Source organism: Pantoea sp. E956-1 (assembly GCF_982223955.1).
Genome location: NZ_CEUYZP010000001.1, coordinates 1,272,582 through 1,288,966 on the forward strand (window position 1 = coordinate 1,272,582; position 16,385 = coordinate 1,288,966).

Annotated in this window: 16 protein-coding genes and 1 pseudogene; 1 reads left to right on the top strand and 16 read right to left on the bottom strand. The window is 43.8% G+C overall.

Going from position 1 to position 16,385, the window contains the following annotated elements:
* Positions 1 to 5: 5 nt before the first annotated feature.
* From AC0T7J_RS06090 to AC0T7J_RS06110, 5 genes are all read right to left on the bottom strand, one after another.
* On the bottom strand, positions 6 to 425 hold the full coding sequence (locus AC0T7J_RS06090; protein ID WP_473792833.1) for a hypothetical protein: 420 nt from the start codon (positions 423 to 425) through the stop codon (positions 6 to 8).
* 95 nt (positions 426 to 520) lie between these two features.
* On the bottom strand, positions 521 to 769 hold the full coding sequence (locus AC0T7J_RS06095) for a hypothetical protein (protein ID WP_473792835.1): 249 nt from the start codon (positions 767 to 769) through the stop codon (positions 521 to 523).
* A 130-nt stretch (positions 770 to 899) separates the two neighbouring features.
* A complete protein-coding gene (locus AC0T7J_RS06100; RefSeq protein WP_473792836.1) occupies positions 900 to 2,729 on the bottom strand; it encodes a hypothetical protein in 1,830 nt (609 codons plus the stop codon).
* Positions 2,722 to 4,242, bottom strand: coding sequence for a site-specific integrase (locus tag AC0T7J_RS06105; RefSeq protein ID WP_473792838.1), 1,521 nt, complete (start codon positions 4,240 to 4,242; stop codon positions 2,722 to 2,724). Before AC0T7J_RS06105 ends, AC0T7J_RS06100 begins: the two co-directional genes overlap by 8 nt.
* Positions 4,235 to 5,452, bottom strand: a complete 1,218-nt coding sequence (locus AC0T7J_RS06110; RefSeq protein WP_473792839.1) for a tyrosine-type recombinase/integrase — start codon at positions 5,450 to 5,452, stop codon at positions 4,235 to 4,237. Before AC0T7J_RS06110 ends, AC0T7J_RS06105 begins: the two co-directional genes overlap by 8 nt.
* Before the next feature lie 407 nt (positions 5,453 to 5,859).
* Here AC0T7J_RS06110 and AC0T7J_RS06115 point away from each other — a divergent pair, with 407 nt between their 5' ends.
* Positions 5,860 to 6,267, top strand: coding sequence for a hypothetical protein (locus AC0T7J_RS06115; protein WP_473792841.1), 408 nt, complete (start codon positions 5,860 to 5,862; stop codon positions 6,265 to 6,267).
* 94 nt (positions 6,268 to 6,361) lie between these two features.
* On the opposite strand, the gene AC0T7J_RS06120 is transcribed toward AC0T7J_RS06115, so the two are convergent.
* The 11 genes and pseudogenes from AC0T7J_RS06120 to AC0T7J_RS06170 all read right to left on the bottom strand — a co-directional run bounded on the left by AC0T7J_RS06120 (position 6,362) and on the right by AC0T7J_RS06170 (position 16,384).
* On the bottom strand, positions 6,362 to 6,685 hold the full coding sequence (locus AC0T7J_RS06120) for a hypothetical protein (RefSeq protein ID WP_375150306.1): 324 nt from the start codon (positions 6,683 to 6,685) through the stop codon (positions 6,362 to 6,364).
* A gap of 12 nt (positions 6,686 to 6,697) precedes the next feature.
* Positions 6,698 to 6,904, bottom strand: coding sequence for a helix-turn-helix transcriptional regulator (locus tag AC0T7J_RS06125; protein ID WP_324700697.1), 207 nt, complete (start codon positions 6,902 to 6,904; stop codon positions 6,698 to 6,700).
* Positions 6,905 to 7,003: 99 nt separating this feature from the next.
* The gene (locus AC0T7J_RS06130; RefSeq protein ID WP_473793193.1) at positions 7,004 to 7,858 is read right to left on the bottom strand and encodes a DUF6387 family protein; all 855 of its coding nucleotides are present in this window, start codon (positions 7,856 to 7,858) and stop codon (positions 7,004 to 7,006) included.
* A 412-nt stretch (positions 7,859 to 8,270) separates the two neighbouring features.
* Entirely contained in the window at positions 8,271 to 9,656 is a 1,386-nt protein-coding gene (locus AC0T7J_RS06135; RefSeq protein ID WP_473792843.1) for a VasL domain-containing protein, read from the bottom strand.
* 102 nt (positions 9,657 to 9,758) lie between these two features.
* Entirely contained in the window at positions 9,759 to 10,229 is a 471-nt protein-coding gene (locus AC0T7J_RS06140) for a hypothetical protein (RefSeq protein WP_473792845.1), read from the bottom strand.
* Between the two features lie 14 nt (positions 10,230 to 10,243).
* Complete coding sequence (gene tssE / locus AC0T7J_RS06145) at positions 10,244 to 10,693, bottom strand: type VI secretion system baseplate subunit TssE (protein WP_473792847.1); 450 nt, start codon at positions 10,691 to 10,693, stop codon at positions 10,244 to 10,246.
* A gap of 2 nt (positions 10,694 to 10,695) precedes the next feature.
* Positions 10,696 to 11,760, bottom strand: a complete 1,065-nt coding sequence (locus AC0T7J_RS06150; RefSeq protein ID WP_473792849.1) for a type VI secretion protein ImpA — start codon at positions 11,758 to 11,760, stop codon at positions 10,696 to 10,698.
* Positions 11,761 to 12,124: 364 nt separating this feature from the next.
* Positions 12,125 to 12,634 (bottom strand): annotated as a pseudogene (locus AC0T7J_RS06155) (type VI secretion system Vgr family protein); the annotation flags it as partial.
* A gap of 29 nt (positions 12,635 to 12,663) precedes the next feature.
* Complete coding sequence (locus tag AC0T7J_RS06160) at positions 12,664 to 14,451, bottom strand: DUF2235 domain-containing protein (protein ID WP_473792851.1); 1,788 nt, start codon at positions 14,449 to 14,451, stop codon at positions 12,664 to 12,666.
* On the bottom strand, positions 14,451 to 14,993 hold the full coding sequence (locus AC0T7J_RS06165) for a DUF3304 domain-containing protein (RefSeq protein ID WP_473792852.1): 543 nt from the start codon (positions 14,991 to 14,993) through the stop codon (positions 14,451 to 14,453). The genes AC0T7J_RS06160 and AC0T7J_RS06165 overlap by 1 nt, the downstream gene beginning before the upstream one ends.
* Positions 14,994 to 15,559: 566 nt before the next feature.
* Positions 15,560 to 16,384, bottom strand: a complete 825-nt coding sequence (locus AC0T7J_RS06170) for a DUF4123 domain-containing protein (protein ID WP_473792854.1) — start codon at positions 16,382 to 16,384, stop codon at positions 15,560 to 15,562.
* Between the last annotated feature and the right edge of the window lies 1 nt (position 16,385).

The window sequence follows — 16,385 nt, forward strand, 5'->3', positions numbered from 1 at the left end:
TGTCTTTAAATTCTCCTTTTTTTTCTCTTTCTTCTGGCAGCAACAACCTGATTCAGGAGTACAGCTTTCTCATATTTTACCCTTTCCTCACGATAAATATTTTCCGCCTCTTCTTCATTATCAATGGCATAATGAATCATAAAGCGAAAGAAAAACGTAATCTCATGTTCATAGCCAAGGTGCTGAATGATTCTTGGAGAACTTGATTTTAGAGCGTTTGATAGCATAGATATGATAGTAAAACGATCAGCGAGATCTGTTTTAGATTGTGGAAGGTAGTACTTAATGTAGTAGCCGACACAGAATAGCCAGATATATCTAATTATCTTGTCCGGAGCAAAACCTGATTTTTTTAATCTCTCAATAAACATTTGCAAAAGCAAAAGTAATTTTTCTTCCCTTGAAAGAGCGTCTGTATTTTTCATAGATTGCGTCCTTGCAAAATTGATCAACCACTCCTTGGTTGTATATACAAGATAACATATAATTTAAATTGCGCAATATCTGCGCAACTAAATATTTAATCAGCATTCGTTTCCCTGTCTATCCTGGGCAATCCATTATTAAGTTGTTCAAAACTGATTCCGTGATTTATAGCATTAAACTGCCATACAACAAACCTCTCTTCCAGACTCCTTAGCTCTTCTGCCAATACTTTATTTTTGAATTCGAGATTACTGATACGCTGTGAGGCCATTTTTAAATTAGCTGGCCGTTTTTCTTCATTGTTTCCAGACTTAATATTTTCCTTCTTAATATTGAAAGCCATGACAATATCTTTGTGAAGCCCCAGTGACTGACGGGTTGGTCGCTTACCAATCAGAGGTTCAAGCCTGTCACAAAGATATTCCCATGAAAGCTTACCTGACTTCTCAATGTCCCAACCTGCTATTGTGTTTTTAATTATGATTTATCCTTTCATTTCCAATCAGTTCATTTCTGCTCGCGCCTGTGAGATTTTTCATATGTGTAAAATCATCACCCTCCAGTCTTACCAGCGCCCCGTCCTCAAGATTTTTGCTTTTGAGTAACGCTATCAAATCCAGAAGTCTTGCTTGAGTTTTTTCGTGATAGGCCGCCCACTTGTCAGCCCCGTATTCCTCTTCCATATCAACCTTTGCCTTTTCAAGAAGTTGCTCTGTGTAGGCCGCAGTAGCTTCCAGCCTGCCTAGCGAGGCTTTGTCCCCTTTCACGCACACATGATTGCTGCAATTGATACAGTCCCTGAACTTCGTACACGGAGAGATTACGTAGTCATGAGTGCAGTAGCCAAACTCTGTCACGTGAATGGCTGCGTGGCCTGTATCTTTGACATCAATACGCCATGAAGGGTTTGCTATAGCTCTTGGGGTGGTGTTTTCTGGTTTAATGCCAATATTCTGCACACCACGCTTAACTGACTCCTGGACCTTCTCTTCCTGGCTGACGTGGTTATAGGTCCTGTTTTGTGTCTCCCTCACTCGTCCTGACCACTTGGCTAGTTCAAAATCTCCAAGCCCACCACGTTGTGCAATCGTATTAAGTAAGTGTCTTGCCTGATGACTTCTGAGTGAAAGGTTATTCCCCTTTGACCCTTTGTAGCCGTGCCTGTCAAAAATCGTAGAAATGGAGTGCGTCCTGCGATACTCAGTGCTTCCCAGATTGGCGCTGACCAGATTGGCGGTTGGTCTGAAAAGAGATCTTTGCGTCGTTAAACTTGCACTGAGCTGATACCGGAGCAGAAGACATAGTGCGTTGCTGTATCGAATGTTCTTTTCTTTATCGTACCAGGGGAAGTCTGGGTAAAGCTCACGGCCCTCACCAGAAATCTCAATCTCTCTGGCATATGTCCGGGCGTTTTCTGAAAGAGTTCTCAGCCTCCTGATAGCTATCTCAGCAACCGGGACCATGACTTCAGGTATCCATTTCACATTTCCACCAAAGCCTTTTTCAGAATAGAATCTCAGCCCATACCTCAGCTTTCCTTCCCTGTCCGCCTCACGGATTTCACAATCCGCAGGGAGCGTCAGGATTTCAGTTACTCTGGAAGGCGCACACATAAGCAACGCAAAGACAGAGCTTATGAACACGTCCATTTCTGAAAGCTGATCGTCTGGAAGTGCGAAGATTTCAGCGATAGCATTCAATGACTCTTCGTCAGGTAACTTTGCCTCACGAGCCTCTTGTGCAGTTTTAGTGAGCCTGTGGCTTGCTTCCGGCGCTTTAAGCGGGCTCTTCCAGAGCAGTGACTGCGTGATCAAGAATTCTTTTTCTCTGAGAAATGAAACTAGTCCTTCCAGTACTTTGCCGCAGGCGTGCGCTACTGCTTTGGTGTATGTGCTTTTTAAGGTGACAACGCACTGGTCCAGAACTGTGAGGTTAAGGTATTGAACATGACTTCGGCCATTGACCTGCAAGAGGGCTGCCTCAAGTGTTCTGAAAACGATATTCAGACGCTGATTGATTTTCTTGCCCCCATTCATGTACTGGAAAAGAACATAGCTTTTAGCGAACTCAATAAAATTCATGTCTAATGGTTGATTTGCAATAACTGAATTTTTTTTAACACCTTTAACAGGTTTTTTTGTGAAAAGGAAAATTTTAGACCAGTTAATCTCCTCCCAGCTCACAAGGTCGTTTTTGTTAAGAGTGAACCGACAGTAGCTTATAAAATCATCTATTTTCTGCGCGCAATATTTTTCCCTGCGCGTTTCGAGTATTTTAACTTTATCATTTTTGATATTATCCATTTAACACCTCCGGGTTTGATTTAAATTCTTTGCACTTATTTATCACTTCTGATACTGCAATAATTGTTCTGTCCAGTATTTGTGTAGTCATAGGATCAGCCACTATGCACTGAATCCTGTTACGCTCATCGAGTAAATATTCGAGTAGTTTTTCATGTGGCCCTTCAACAAAAGGTCTGAAATGCATGCAGGTGTAACAGGGGATGGGCACACATGCAGTGCAGGATTTACAACTGGCGCATTGTCCTGTTTTTTCACCAGTATTATTTCTGATACTGCCACCGGGATATTTATCCTCACTATTGTTAATCAGCACTCCCTGAAACAGCTTTGAGTAGTAGCCAAGCTCAGCTGAAACGGCATCTTCGATTTTATTCAAACTATCTGGACCTGACTGAACATAAACGCCTGTATACATTAAAGTAGAATGATCAAGTAATTCACCTATGACGACTTCACCATACCCCTCTCTTGCAAGCCGGGTACCCAAAGTATAGCGAAACCGCCTGGCATTCATATTTATTACTTCACCCGTCCTTTCCGAGATCACGTTCTCTGTTGTAGCTATTTTTTTGAGCGTTTGAGTACACTTTATTGCATAAGCATGAAGTCTGTCTGAAGAAAGAATCTCATGTAAATTCTCGCAATCAACAATCGCTTCAAGCCTTTCCTGACAGACAAACAATGGTAATTCAAACATTTCTTTCTCAGAGAGTTTTCTGCCGAGCTGCTTGCTAAAAGCCTCAGAGACAATACGTGCCTGCTTTTTAAATATATCGAATAGTTCATGTGTGATCCTGAATCGCCTGAATGAGGCTCTATACTTTTCACCTTGCTTTATTCTGGGGATATTTATATAGCATTCGTTTATAGCTCTTTCGTTTATGATGTCTTTAGTTTTTATCTGTGTAATTTGTAAACTTCTTCTTCCCGTATGAATGGTAATTAAGGCCATTGCCAGATCAGAATAGGATATCGTACCCTTCTGGTATGCACGTGAGACAGCATCGTAAAAGTTATCAAATTCCATGTCTGTCAAAGGGCCCTGATAAGGGTCTCGTCTTTTAACAACTTCCCCCTTTTTGTTGTCTTTTATCGTCCAGTTATCAACGAGGTCTACACAATTTTTGGTAATCCCCTCAAAACCTAGTTCATACCATTTTTTGATTAGGATCCTGAGGCAAATGAGATCCTGATTCGAGAACTTATCACTTGATTTTGTTGTTAGCATTACAGCTTCGTCAATTGAATCAAAACTCATAAACGAAATGAATTTCATGAAAACCCTGTTAATTTGCTTAACAGAACCGGGGCTGATTTCTTCTGCGAAATATTTCAGTGTATTCACATAGCCGAACCTGAGGTTACCTGACAACCTTTTAGTGATCTCACCCACATTCAGTTTTATATTTCTACTTAACTCCCAGAATTCATCATCCAATCCAAATGTGTAACTTTCATTTTTTGCATGAAAGATATCTCGATGCGCGTCCAGAAAATTTAATTTATTCATAAGACACCCCACTGCGCTTTTGGAAAATAACTTTCTGAACTGCCAGGGCTGCTTCCTCTGATTTTGAAACGATAAACCGTCTGTTGTAGGTTTGTGCTGTTCCAGAACCCGGCTCCCAACCCATATGGTTGGAACGCATTTTCTCTTGCATCTCTTCACTCACATACTCGGTACTTTCATCCATCAGTTTCGAAAATAAATAGTTCCAGGTATGTCTGAACTTATGCCCAGTCAACTGGCTTAAACCTGAGTCAATGCCTCTGAGTCTGTAAATTATCTTATGGTATGAAGGAACAGACAAAGGATCGCCGCGTGTCTCTCCTTCTTTGTGCGTAATAAAAAGGTATCCATGCTTTTTCTTTTTGATGTTGGCTTTTCTTTCCCCTGTAATATAAGAATGGAGAAGTCTGGTAAGTTCGTCAGACATGGGTAAATTTCTTTCAAGCGTTTTTACGAGAGGCTGATTGACTCTTGTGTCCTCAATACTGTCAGCCCTCCTTCTTATGAAAAGCATTTGCGCCGCAAAATCAATATCTTCTACTCTCAGGTTCAATAACTCGCCACATCTTATTCCTAGCGAATGTAATATCATGACTATAAGCTGATTTCTTAGGCGAACTTTTTTGTCGAATGGATTGAATTCACATTGAGGATCAATAACTGAAAGAAGGATTACCAGGTCTTCTTCTTCAATTGTTTTATAGACATTGCCTTCTGAATTCCTGTATTTTATCTTCGGCCTTCTGGCTTTTATTTTTTTCACAAAGTAGGAAACTTTCCTGTAGCCATCGTCTATATTTTTGATAGTTAGCTGACACAACCATTCGAGATATTTTGCTATTGTCGTAAGCCGTATGTACTTTGTCGCACTGCATACTCCAGGATAATGTTCTTTGATATTAATCACTTTAGCAGTTCTCATCCTCTTCCCGACAAAATCCCGCAGAAGATCAATTTCATTATTATCTAGAAATCTGGCTGTTTGAATTCGCTCTTCAATGTCTATGTTGCGTAAAAAAAGAAACCGATAAAAAAGTGCGATACACCCAGCCTGAGTCTCAATTGTTTTTATCGATTCATTACTGTTTCTCAATTGTGTTGTAATAAATAGACATGGATAAAATACCGGAATACCTGTTTTCTTGTTTTTTATAATGCAATAGCGTTCACCATTTTTCATTTTAAACGTTTTAATGCCAAATCTTTCCATAAACTCTCCTTATTTTTCAGTTAGATTCTTTGCAAAACAGGTATAGGTTAAATATTCAAAAACAATGACCTACAATAATTTTGCAAAAATATTCTATTAATATACCGCTTAATAACTGTCAATAAAGGATGGCACTAAATATTCTTTCCAAATGTTAATAAGTTATATATTAGGCTCATTCTATTTACCTGATATCTTAAAAACACTCTGCGCAGCTTGATATAACTGACTTCGCATTATTACCGTAAAGAATTTTGCAAATTTTATATTATTTTGACGCTTAATTCTTTCCATTTTTATCGACAACTTTCACAGCATTCACTTTAAATAACACAACTTTTTAATTAGTCAATAGTTGCTTTAATTTTAAAAAATGCTTATATAGAAATAAAAACTAAGGAGAGTCTATGATCGATATTAAAAACAACCTTGAAATTATGTGGATATACTTTCCTGCAAATGAAAATGAAATCTTGCATGAACTACATGAATCATCTTCCTTCGAGTTCTACGAACGCTACCTATTGGAGTTATCAGCAAGGGAATTCATTGATTTCTTCCAATATTTATTAGACTACAAAATCGATAATAATCTTGATGATAAACATTCAATATCTCAACTCATCAGCTATGGCTTTGGTCAGAAATCTATTCTCGACCGAGAACCAAAATTCGAAAACTTCCAGTCTATTCAATCACGTGTTGCCGATCTTAGAAGCGAACATTTAACTCAAAGAATTAAAAATGAACAGAAAGGATTAGGTTCGAAGATTGAACCACTATCAGAAACTATAAAAAAGCAAGATAGGTTGTAATTCATTTATTTGAAGGGCCATGCATATGATACATGGCCCCATTCCTATCACTGCTAAATTAACCCTCTAAAAATACGATTTATTTAAAATAATTTCACAATTTAAAATCCTTGAATTCATGTTCAGATTTAAACAAAAGGATCATTTTGGCCAGATTCTCAACATCTTCTTTCTGCTTAAACAAAGTCATCCATATTGAAAAGACTGCGTACTGTAATTTAAACTCAAATTCAAAAATAGTAGATACTGCACCCTTTATATTTCCTGAGAGATATTCTCCCAACCAGAAAGCAATGCTTTTAGAAAATTCATCATTACACATGGCTGTAACTGCATCATGATCGAATTTTTTATCAAATGATTGTTTTTTCATAGACTTAAAATATTTATTAGTACTAATAAAATCGTTTAGCTTCATATTAAATTCCTCTTAAATGGTTTCGTTTCGTGATTTAGAAATTAACACCTCAATCCATTCATCAATCTCCCCCTCAATAAACGCCACCGCACGAGAGCCAATCTTGATAGGTTGAGGAAACTGCTTGTTCTTAATAAGCTTATAAATCCATGACTTGCTATAACCTGTTTTATTTATTACCGCACTTAAGCGAATGAGTTTTATATTTGAAATGTTCATGCTGACGCTCTCTCTTCTGTTTCGATGAGAGCTACATTACTAGGTGTAAGATTAGGAGGGTAAGTGTGGCTCGTGACAACGGAGCCACTGGAGGCTGGGTCAGTTGGAATCCGAGAGTTTCATGACGTCTGAAACTCTCATATTTTTAAGGTGGGGGTTTCGATTTATGAAGAAGTTGAATTGGCGAACGAAATCAATGGTTGCTGCTTTCATAGCCAGTGGTCTATCAGCGTCTTTGATATGGTAGTTAAGACGGATAACTGCCTCATCGTCTTCGTCTGTGTACAGCAGTCTGGAAAGCCGCTCGTCTGAAACGCGCAGGTCATACATCTTTGCCCATAAAAGAACATCGAGCATTGCGATGAGACGATAAGAGATAATCTTCTTGATTGTGCCGTAGCCGAAGCGCACAGCCCCTGACTCGTCAGCTTCAATCCCCTTCACGCGTCTCCATTGCGGAAGAGCTGACTTGATAGACTCTGCAATCTCATCGTCTGTACCACTGGCAAGGTCTATTTCTAAAAGGACGGTTCTCTCACATACCGCTGACATAACCGTAGATACATAGGCTTCATGGTGGGGAAGGTTTACGCAGTACTCGTCACTACCTTGCTCCCAGGAGAACAGATTGACCCGGAGACCCGTTACACTAAGTTGAGCAAGTCGGCTTATGTCTGTGATGAAGATATGCGGTGGGCTTTGAAGAGTTTGATCATCTTGCATGTAGTTAAGCTGCTCGGGATCGAAGAGGAAAGGCTTCCCATTGAAGATCTGTCTCATATACCCACCGAGGCCGATCTTTTCTTCTTCTGTGGGCCAGGGTTTAAAGAGCAAGGCCCTTGCCCACAGCTCATGATAGAGACAGTTAAGCGTGGTCTCTTCGAACTTTCTATAGCTAGAAATGTTCAGCCAGGATTTGACTGCTTTGGTATCTTCTGTTGACCAGTTTTTCAAAGCTAACTCCTTCACGATTTCTCCATGAAAAGAGTATAATCAACACTGTTCAATCAACGTTATAAAGCTGTTTTGAGGAAAGAAGCTTTTGTTGGTATCTTTGTTGGTACAAATGATTCTAAATCATATTTTTCGCTTAAAATAAGTCACTTAACTGTAAGTTCGATTCCTGCAGGGGACACCAGGCCTGCCCTGTACTTAACCCTGACATATCAATTAAAACTCCTGATAATCAACAACAAGCCATTACTGACGGCTATCCCCTTCGCCCTTTTTCCTCTCAGAATTAATCATCATTTGACGGCCCTGGCTATGTTCTTCAGACAAATCAATGAACACCAGTGAATGAGTTATGATTATTACCTGCCAGGTCTGGATTATTGGCTGGATGCCTGTGCTTCGAATATCTTTTTTATTTTAAAACATCCTGTTTTATTTCTGCATAACGGGTAATCAGTTGCTTCAGATGCATCTCCAGCTGAGCTCTGGCAGCTGCAGGCAAAGGTTCGCCTGCTGGATTTTGTGACAATACCCTTAGCTGCTCTTCAGCCGGTATGGATTGATTAAAGGACTGAAGAGCGGAAAAAACGACTGACTTCAGCTCACTGACCGTCATGTATTTTCCTTTCTGCCCATCCAGTTCGTTCAGCCTGTCACTCAGTTTTTGTAGTGTCGCCATTCCCTGAGACCAGCCATTCAGCTGTTCTGTTGGCAATGCGGCAGCATTAAGCTGTTGCTGCCACTGCTGGATTAGTGGCTTAGCCTGCTCCGGCCAAAGTACCCGAACCTGTTCCAGCAACTGTCGACTGTAGTCAATATTCCAGTCAGGAGGCAATTTATCCAGCCGGGCAAGCTGCTGCTGTGTTTGTGTTATTAAAACCTCTGGTAACAGAGCTTGCTGACGCAACTTATTTAGTTGTTCAGGCGTGAAAGGTGCAGGCAATGGAGCCAGTGAGGCTGCAAGCTGAGTCTGCAACGGGACTGGCCGGTGAAGAAACTGCCAGATCCATAGTGTGACTGTGCTTATCACCAGCATGGTACACATCCCGGCGACGAAGGATTTCCATTTTTTGACCACATCGGGCATAGCCGCCACTGCTTCTGCATTTGCCTGGTGTTCCGGTAGCGCCGCATACACCCACTTCACTACGCTTGCTGGCGTATCTTCAGGCGGACTACCAGCAAGGTCTCTCGTGGAGGTTGCCGCACAATTCATCGCGGTAGCAGGCAACCTGATACCTGGCGGAATGTTCGGCCCGGTGCTGGTTATGCCATCGCTGTTTTCCAGCCTGGCAGCACTGTTGTGCATCAGGATACGTAACGTATCGAGTTGGCTCAGATGCTTAAGCTCCAGGTCCTGCAGCACTCCCCCCAGAGCGGTAAGTAGTTGCTCCGCCCGATACAGCTGGCTGAGGTCGCTGTGATTTAGCGGGAGCGAGCGAATCAGTTGTTGTAAACGCTGACTCAGACTGCTGAGGATTTTGATGCGGGCATGGACAGGCTGCGGCCAGAGTGCGCCCCACTGATAGCTTATCAATGACTCGATTATCGCCAGTCCTTCATTGAGCCCGAATAAACCAGCCAGTTGCGTACGGGCCAGCGTGTACCAGGCCGCCGTCTGAAGCTCCACACCATTTTGTTCAAACAGTGAGAGACAGCGTTTTTCCACATGTTGCCAGTTCATATCCGGGCGAGCCGGATGTGTCAGCTTATTCAGTTCATCGCGCAGGATGGCATAATCCGGCAAGGTGCGCGGGTCACCACCGGTTTTGATTTTACGTGGGGGGATGTCATTCATGACCAGTTGTCCATTTTGACGCGTTCGGAAATATGGAGGATTAACGCTTATGCGGCTTCGCTTTCGGCATATTCAGAGAAACAGGTACTGCAATACCGGCAGTTATGGCAGAAGCGCCAGAATCAGACTAAAAAAGGTGCTTTCATCAAAACTCTGTCCGGGACAGGATAATGCACCCGGCGGAGTAAAGGACCAGTCACTGAAATGACCTGCCCGCATGAAAAGGCGCCCCACAGACGTCACACTGTCTTCTGCATGAAGGGTCACTTCCACGCATCCTGTTACGCCCTGAGCATAAAGGAACGCCGGCACAAATTTTACAGACCGGTTGTCGTAACGCAGAATGATGCCGGGAATATCAAAAGCCCCACCCTCAACCAGCAGATCGGTAACAGAAACAGTTAATATTTCCGCCTGAAGGCCGGTATCCAACATCCACGCGTCCATCTGCTCCTGAAGCTGCGCCATTCGTAGACGAAATTCTGCAATATCAGCCTGACACTTACCGACAGGCGAGGCCGGAGCGAGCTGTCTGGCCTGCAGTTTTTTGAGAAACTGTGATTTTACTGACATTGTGTTACCTGGCCTTACAGACGAGTTGTCGTGTCGAGATACTGCTGTTGCTTCAGGTGTCGCAGAAGAACCCGCCCTTCTGGCATAAACTCTGTACCGTAGCGTACGAGGCCAATCCCCTTAAGCTCAGCATCAGTGGCATAACGCAACTCGCCGGGGACGTTCTGCTCCAGCAGGACGACAGTAATTTTTTTCAGACGCGGCTCATATTTGAGCAGGACAGCAGACAGGGTGCCCATCAGCTCATGGGCGGTACCCGGCATGCCCTGCAGTATTTTCGTCATATCGGGCAAACCATAGTCCGGCAGATGCGCCAGCGTTCCCGCACGGCTGTTGAGGATACGCTGCATATTGTCTAGCACGGACAGGATGACCTGATTCTCTTCACTAACCTGCTGAAGGTCGAGATCACCGACAAAATTACCGTAAAGCATCTCGCATAATGAGGGCGAATTGCGCGACATGCTCAACTCCTCTCAATCAGAGTGATTGCAAACACGTTGCCGCCATCATCTCTTTCCAGTAGCGACCAACGGGCCGGATGCTTCTGGCCATGCTTTTCTTCAAACTTCGGTATAATCTGCCCGGTGTGGATTCGAATATATTGCGTTGTGCCGTTAACGATAGTTGCCCAGCGGCCATCGAGTGGTGCAAAAGCGCCGCTCCAGCAGGTAATACGTTCCCTTTCTTCATGCGAGAGTTCAATTTCACGCAGCGGCCAGTTATAAAGTTCTCCCGGTTTCCCCTCCGGAAAAAAACCACCTGGCGGCACATCGATATATTTACCTTCAACACGACGGATCAGCGTCCAGCCTGTTTTGGCCCACTCAGACTCTTTCCAGCTATAATCAGGCTTTCCATCGATTCCAACATAATCACTTCGTTCAATCCCCATGTTTGCCTCTGGAGGAAGATCATAGCTAGCTGGGATAAAACAGGCTGGAGCAAAATCTATGTCTGGTAAATATATACCCGTTTGGACTGGTTTTTCGTCTGCTTCTATACGAATTGAATGGTCAAGTTCATAGCGAGAGATCTCAGCAGGCAATGGGTTAGCGCTGATAATACTTTTAGCGCGATAAGTCAGACGCCCTTCTTCCCAACCGCCACAAATTGTGGTTGATTGTTGTTGATCTAATTTGGATGCAATTCCTTGAAGTTCAGATATCGTTTCGACTTCTTGTTTCGTCATCCAGCCATCCCAGCATTCTGTAATGCCCTTACCAATATTGCTCATGGCATGACCGATGTTAAATGCCTGGATATCATTATGGATGCGTAGAGCATACGCCCGCATATACCGTTCTTTCATTGGACGAATGTTGGGTAGTACCCTGTTTCCCCACACCATATCAGTCTGTTGCCAGTGCGGAAGTTTACGGTTATTTAACGGCATTTCCCGCAGATAACGGGCAAAAGCGGCTTCATGAGCGTTAATGTAGGCAATAATTGCATCGCGGGTTGCAGCGTAATGTTCAGGCGGAATAAACTTCTCCAGCAGATAACATTCCTGAGGATGCTGAACAGCCATTATTTTTAATCCTTTGGTTCATACCAGTTATGGGTGTTTTTCAGTTTGGGAAGGCACGATAGGGATAAGCCGGGTCATTCGCGGCATCACCGTAGCCCCAGCCCGTATTCTGCCGTGGCCCGGTGTACTATTTTTAGTTGTGACGGATCAAGCACTATCTGCGCTCCACCTTCCAGTGTGAACTCTGGGGTATTTTCATTTATCTGCGTACCCGCCCGGCCTTCCCAGACTTTCAGCGGCTGGCCGGGAGGAATGGAATAGGTGACGAATTCTCCGTTTTCATTCCAACTCTTCCACACAGCAAATCGCCGCCGCCATCAAATGCAATCCCCACTTCCGTGCCGTCGATGAGCGGCGTGTGTCAGCCATACGTTTCACCGGCATACGGTTTTGCCTGGCGTATCCACAGGTAGCTGTAACCGGGCTCTGCGTCTTTACGGCTGAAGTCCAGCTTCACCCGGTAGCGGCCCGTTTCATCGAGATGCGCGTACGGCGCATTCTGTTCATTGCTCTCCACGCGGGCCGTCAGTGTCCCGGCGATACACAGGCGCGGTGTGGGCTCAGGGCGATAACAGAATTGCTCGCTGTAAGGCATGCCCAATACCGAGACATGCAGGCGGGTGTCGCGGACCGCGCGGAAGGTGACAAGCGTGATGACCGTCCCTTCTTTGAGCTCCGGTACCTCACTGTCGCCGGTTTCCGGCACCATCCCCGGCGTCAGGTGACTGGCATTGCTGAACAGATGCAGGCGGATGGCAATATTGAGGGCGTGCTCATGCTGAATGTGGGCGTAAAAGACCCGACTCTCAGTCTCCGGCTCAGAGGTAGTGTCATCTCCGGCATCGCGGTAAGGTGCCAGATTGCGGGAGTGTTCACACCTGTCCGGAACCAGATACCAGATGATTAAACTTCAGGCTTTTCCAGTGAACGAATAACCAGAAAATCCTGGGAGATGCCAACATCTTTTCCCGTTGCTTGTCTGTTATGAATAAACCAGGCATACATATCTGAGGGCGCGTTATCTTCTGGGAAAGGTTGAGGCTGACCAAGATAAGCTGCATGCGCATAATCGAGAAAACGTCTCGCACGCCTCAATGCAGGCCTATAAATATCAGGCACGATTTGGATACGCTTATCATTGGGATCATTCTCCATACTGTTCTTCATTCTTATTGCGGCGTCATGGACATCGTCCAGCCATCCCCAATTTTTATGCAACACATCAAGTTCATTCTGGTAGTGCCTTGAAGTTTCTTCTGCCTGAGATGATATTCCCAACAGCCCGACAGAAGCACCAGCAGAGACTAAAATATCGCCGCGTTGTTTTTCATACTTCATGCACTCACAGCGGTATTGATAGTATTGTCGCCCAAGCCACTCAATATAGCTGTCCAGATGACGGTTCTGCGCTCCGATACTGACGGCGTTAAAAGGAACTGCTTGCTGATACAGCTTTGTCCATTGAGCGACAGACTTGTTCTTAACCTTATCCTGCATGATGAAATAGGCAGCAACATCAGTATCCGTCTGATCTAGTGTTTGTAAATCTGGAAATGGAACACCAGCCATCGTCGCGGTCCGGTACATCCGGTGAAGGGCAACTCGACAAAGTTCTGCACTCGGTTTTTGTTCATTTGGCTTCAGACCTCCCCCTACATCCTCCGCGCAACCGGGTAACAGCGCTTCCTTATGTTTATTATTACTTCCACCAAGACAATAGACGCTACGCCATGGTCGGTTTTCATGGGCTGCGACCAGATGCAGTGCACTTTTAACCATATCCGGCAATGCGGATTCCTGATCAACAGACTTATCGCCCATCAGCACGCTAATGCCTTTTACTGGCCCACCAAAAGTAGAAATAAACCAATCCACGCCATTATTATTGCTTGCGGGAGTATGACGGGCACAATCAAACAAGCCTGTAAAAACAATCTCTACTGGGATACCCTGGTATCTATGTTTATCACCCTGCTTCTGACAAATATCATCACGCAGCGTATCAATAAATTTACGTGCAAGAGTTGCTCCGACATCGTATCCAAAGAGTGAAATAGAGATTAGTTTGATCGGTACAGGGCTATTGGTTTTGGCTTGTTCAAAAACCCGCTTAAAGCGTAATTTAGCCGAATTTATTCGCGTATCGACAGCGGTGACTAACATATCTGCAATAGCGGAATTATCACGCAACCAAGGGGTTGCCTCGATACCTGATTTCTTTGTGGCGTTTTTAGCCACATCGCCCACCAGCGATTTCCATTCCGAAGGATTTATCAGTTTTTTCCCTGAGTCCTTTAAAACCTCCCACCAGTTACCACCTTTCAAATAATCCAAGCCAGCATCTTTCACCATTTCTTTCGGTTGATCTTTCAAATCACCCAGTGCAGATCCTTGTGCACTGTCCATAATGGTATGCAGTTTCTCAATCAGTTCTTCATTGAATGGTGTACCGAGACCTGATAGATAAAATTTATCATAACTCACATCAGGCATGTTTTCCTGAGGACCAGGGAATACCCTGAAGAGTTTAGCTACATTAGTGAGACGTTGCTCCGATGCATCTTGCAGAATATTTCGATGGATCCCATCAAAAAAGAAACCTACATGCCAAACACGTGAATAGTTTCCCAGCCCGGCATCATCAGCTTGCTGCGCACGACTGGCAGCCGCAACAATACTTTCGATATCCATCAATTTTGCCTCTGCTTTGCAGTCTTACCTGGAGTATCAGGACCTTTTTCATAAGGCGACCAGGCATTATCGCTCCAGCCCAGTAAAACCTTATCCCCGGGCAAAAAGTGAACATGCAAATCATTTTCTCCCCACTTTCGTTCTGGTAAAGGCATTTCAACACGGCGAGTTTCTTTGCGAAGTCCCGCATCGTACTGCGCCCGCGTGGTGCTTAATGTCCATATTATTTCTGCTCTTTTCCCACTGATATTACCGCAACAAGTAGCTGCACCACCGCCACCTGAGAAAGGATTTTTTTTATATGCAGACGCATTTGGTCCCGCCACTCCGTTAACACTGAATCCCAAAATGGGTCTGTCAATTTCACTGTGGATAATTAGCGTTACTCCTCCAGTCGGTGGCCCCCAGATGGATGCCCAGATTAACCAGCCACCGTATGTCAGAACCACTGCCAACAAACTGCCCCAGATCCATTTTCCCCAGCGGGCATAACCTTTATTAATGGCTTTATCCATTACCTCCAAAGCATTAAAGAAAGTCATTTACGGCCTCCTGAATCCGAATAAAAAAAATAACGTATAAATATTCCCTTACCCTTTTTGATTTCTCCAGATAAGGTATGCATACGCACATCAGAAAAATAGGATGAATAAATGCCACTATTATTTTCTTGAGAAAAATACCATCTCCATAGTATCCGTAGCTGGAATCATAGCCTAAAGCGTGAAACCACAACAAACTGGCACAGCCCACAATCGAATCTAATACAATTGAATAAACAAAAAATCTGTAGCAACTCATGAAAATAGATTTCTTTCTAAAAAACGCAATAAGCGCTAAAATGATTATCAGAATGGAAACTACACTAACAATACAGGACAATATTAAAAACAGTTTTTCTGATGTGTGCCGGAGTCGAAAATATAGTTCGGAGCGAAAAAAAGAACCAATAATGAAACCCCATATACTTTAGCCATGATAATCAAGTGAAATGCGATAAGCACCAATCATCCACTCAGGCTCGCGGTTACACTCTCTTTATTGAGAACGATTTTTTATCAGTAACTGTTTGCTTCCGTTCGATATCCATACTTCTCATTCCTTATATTTAATTTTCTGAGGAGATATTTATCACTATATCTGAGAGTGATTTAGCTCCCTGAATAACATTGGATAATTGTTCCCTTAACATCTCTGATTCCAATATATCTTTTCTCCCGTTCAGGTAACAAAGTGCATAAAGCCCCCGATCTTCGATGCGGCTTAATCCTACGCGTTCAGCTTTATTCAGAGCCTTTACGACCATCAGTCGCTGAGCACATGGTGGGAATGCTTTGCTGGTCGGCATTTTTTGCCATTCTTTTAGAATACTGGCCACTTCGGCTTTATCCGTAATCTGCTGCCAGGTCGCTTTATCAAGCCTGATAATATGTTTAGTGGGCTTATCTACTTCAGAGGGTTTTATGGTAAGCGCCTGCCACTGCCTTTCTCCGGGGAACCACCACTGCGTGATGTCATTGAACAGAAACGCATGCCAGTCACAGCCAGCACGCTGCGCCAGCATTTTCATGACATGGCTGGCATAAAAGCGCGTCAACTCTGTGGACCCATCAGGCTGCACAATGGTGCAACCGTGGGATAGCTGCAGTGCCAGCAAAGACGGAAAGCGTGTGGAAACAATAACAGCAGCACATCCCGGTACTGTCGACAGCCATCCAGGTAGCTGCTCTGCACTCTCAATTTCCAACAACCAGGGACCATAGTTCTGAAACTCAGTCAATTGAGGATGGACATACAAAGAATGCAGCCTGTCTTTATACTGCTCTTTAAAAGCCAGAAAATCGGCTTGCGGCTGCGCACCCGCTTCAAACAGAAGGCAGATATTCTCGTCTGGACTGCAGGATAACGTTGTAATGAGTTCTGTACTGTCCATT

Coding starts and splice junctions, on each gene's coding strand:
- AC0T7J_RS06090 (WP_473792833.1), bottom strand. CDS start 425: ATGAAAAATACAGACGCTCTTTCAAGGGAAGAAAAATTACTTTTGCTT.
- AC0T7J_RS06095 (WP_473792835.1), bottom strand. CDS start 769: ATGGCTTTCAATATTAAGAAGGAAAATATTAAGTCTGGAAACAATGAA.
- AC0T7J_RS06100 (WP_473792836.1), bottom strand. CDS start 2,729: ATGGATAATATCAAAAATGATAAAGTTAAAATACTCGAAACGCGCAGG.
- AC0T7J_RS06105 (WP_473792838.1), bottom strand. CDS start 4,242: ATGAATAAATTAAATTTTCTGGACGCGCATCGAGATATCTTTCATGCA.
- AC0T7J_RS06110 (WP_473792839.1), bottom strand. CDS start 5,452: ATGGAAAGATTTGGCATTAAAACGTTTAAAATGAAAAATGGTGAACGC.
- AC0T7J_RS06115 (WP_473792841.1), top strand. CDS start 5,860: ATGATCGATATTAAAAACAACCTTGAAATTATGTGGATATACTTTCCT.
- AC0T7J_RS06120 (WP_375150306.1), bottom strand. CDS start 6,685: ATGAAGCTAAACGATTTTATTAGTACTAATAAATATTTTAAGTCTATG.
- AC0T7J_RS06125 (WP_324700697.1), bottom strand. CDS start 6,904: ATGAACATTTCAAATATAAAACTCATTCGCTTAAGTGCGGTAATAAAT.
- AC0T7J_RS06135 (WP_473792843.1), bottom strand. CDS start 9,656: ATGAATGACATCCCCCCACGTAAAATCAAAACCGGTGGTGACCCGCGC.
- AC0T7J_RS06140 (WP_473792845.1), bottom strand. CDS start 10,229: ATGTCAGTAAAATCACAGTTTCTCAAAAAACTGCAGGCCAGACAGCTC.
- tssE (WP_473792847.1), bottom strand. CDS start 10,693: ATGTCGCGCAATTCGCCCTCATTATGCGAGATGCTTTACGGTAATTTT.
- AC0T7J_RS06150 (WP_473792849.1), bottom strand. CDS start 11,760: ATGGCTGTTCAGCATCCTCAGGAATGTTATCTGCTGGAGAAGTTTATT.
- AC0T7J_RS06160 (WP_473792851.1), bottom strand. CDS start 14,451: ATGGATATCGAAAGTATTGTTGCGGCTGCCAGTCGTGCGCAGCAAGCT.
- AC0T7J_RS06165 (WP_473792852.1), bottom strand. CDS start 14,993: ATGACTTTCTTTAATGCTTTGGAGGTAATGGATAAAGCCATTAATAAA.
- AC0T7J_RS06170 (WP_473792854.1), bottom strand. CDS start 16,384: ATGGACAGTACAGAACTCATTACAACGTTATCCTGCAGTCCAGACGAG.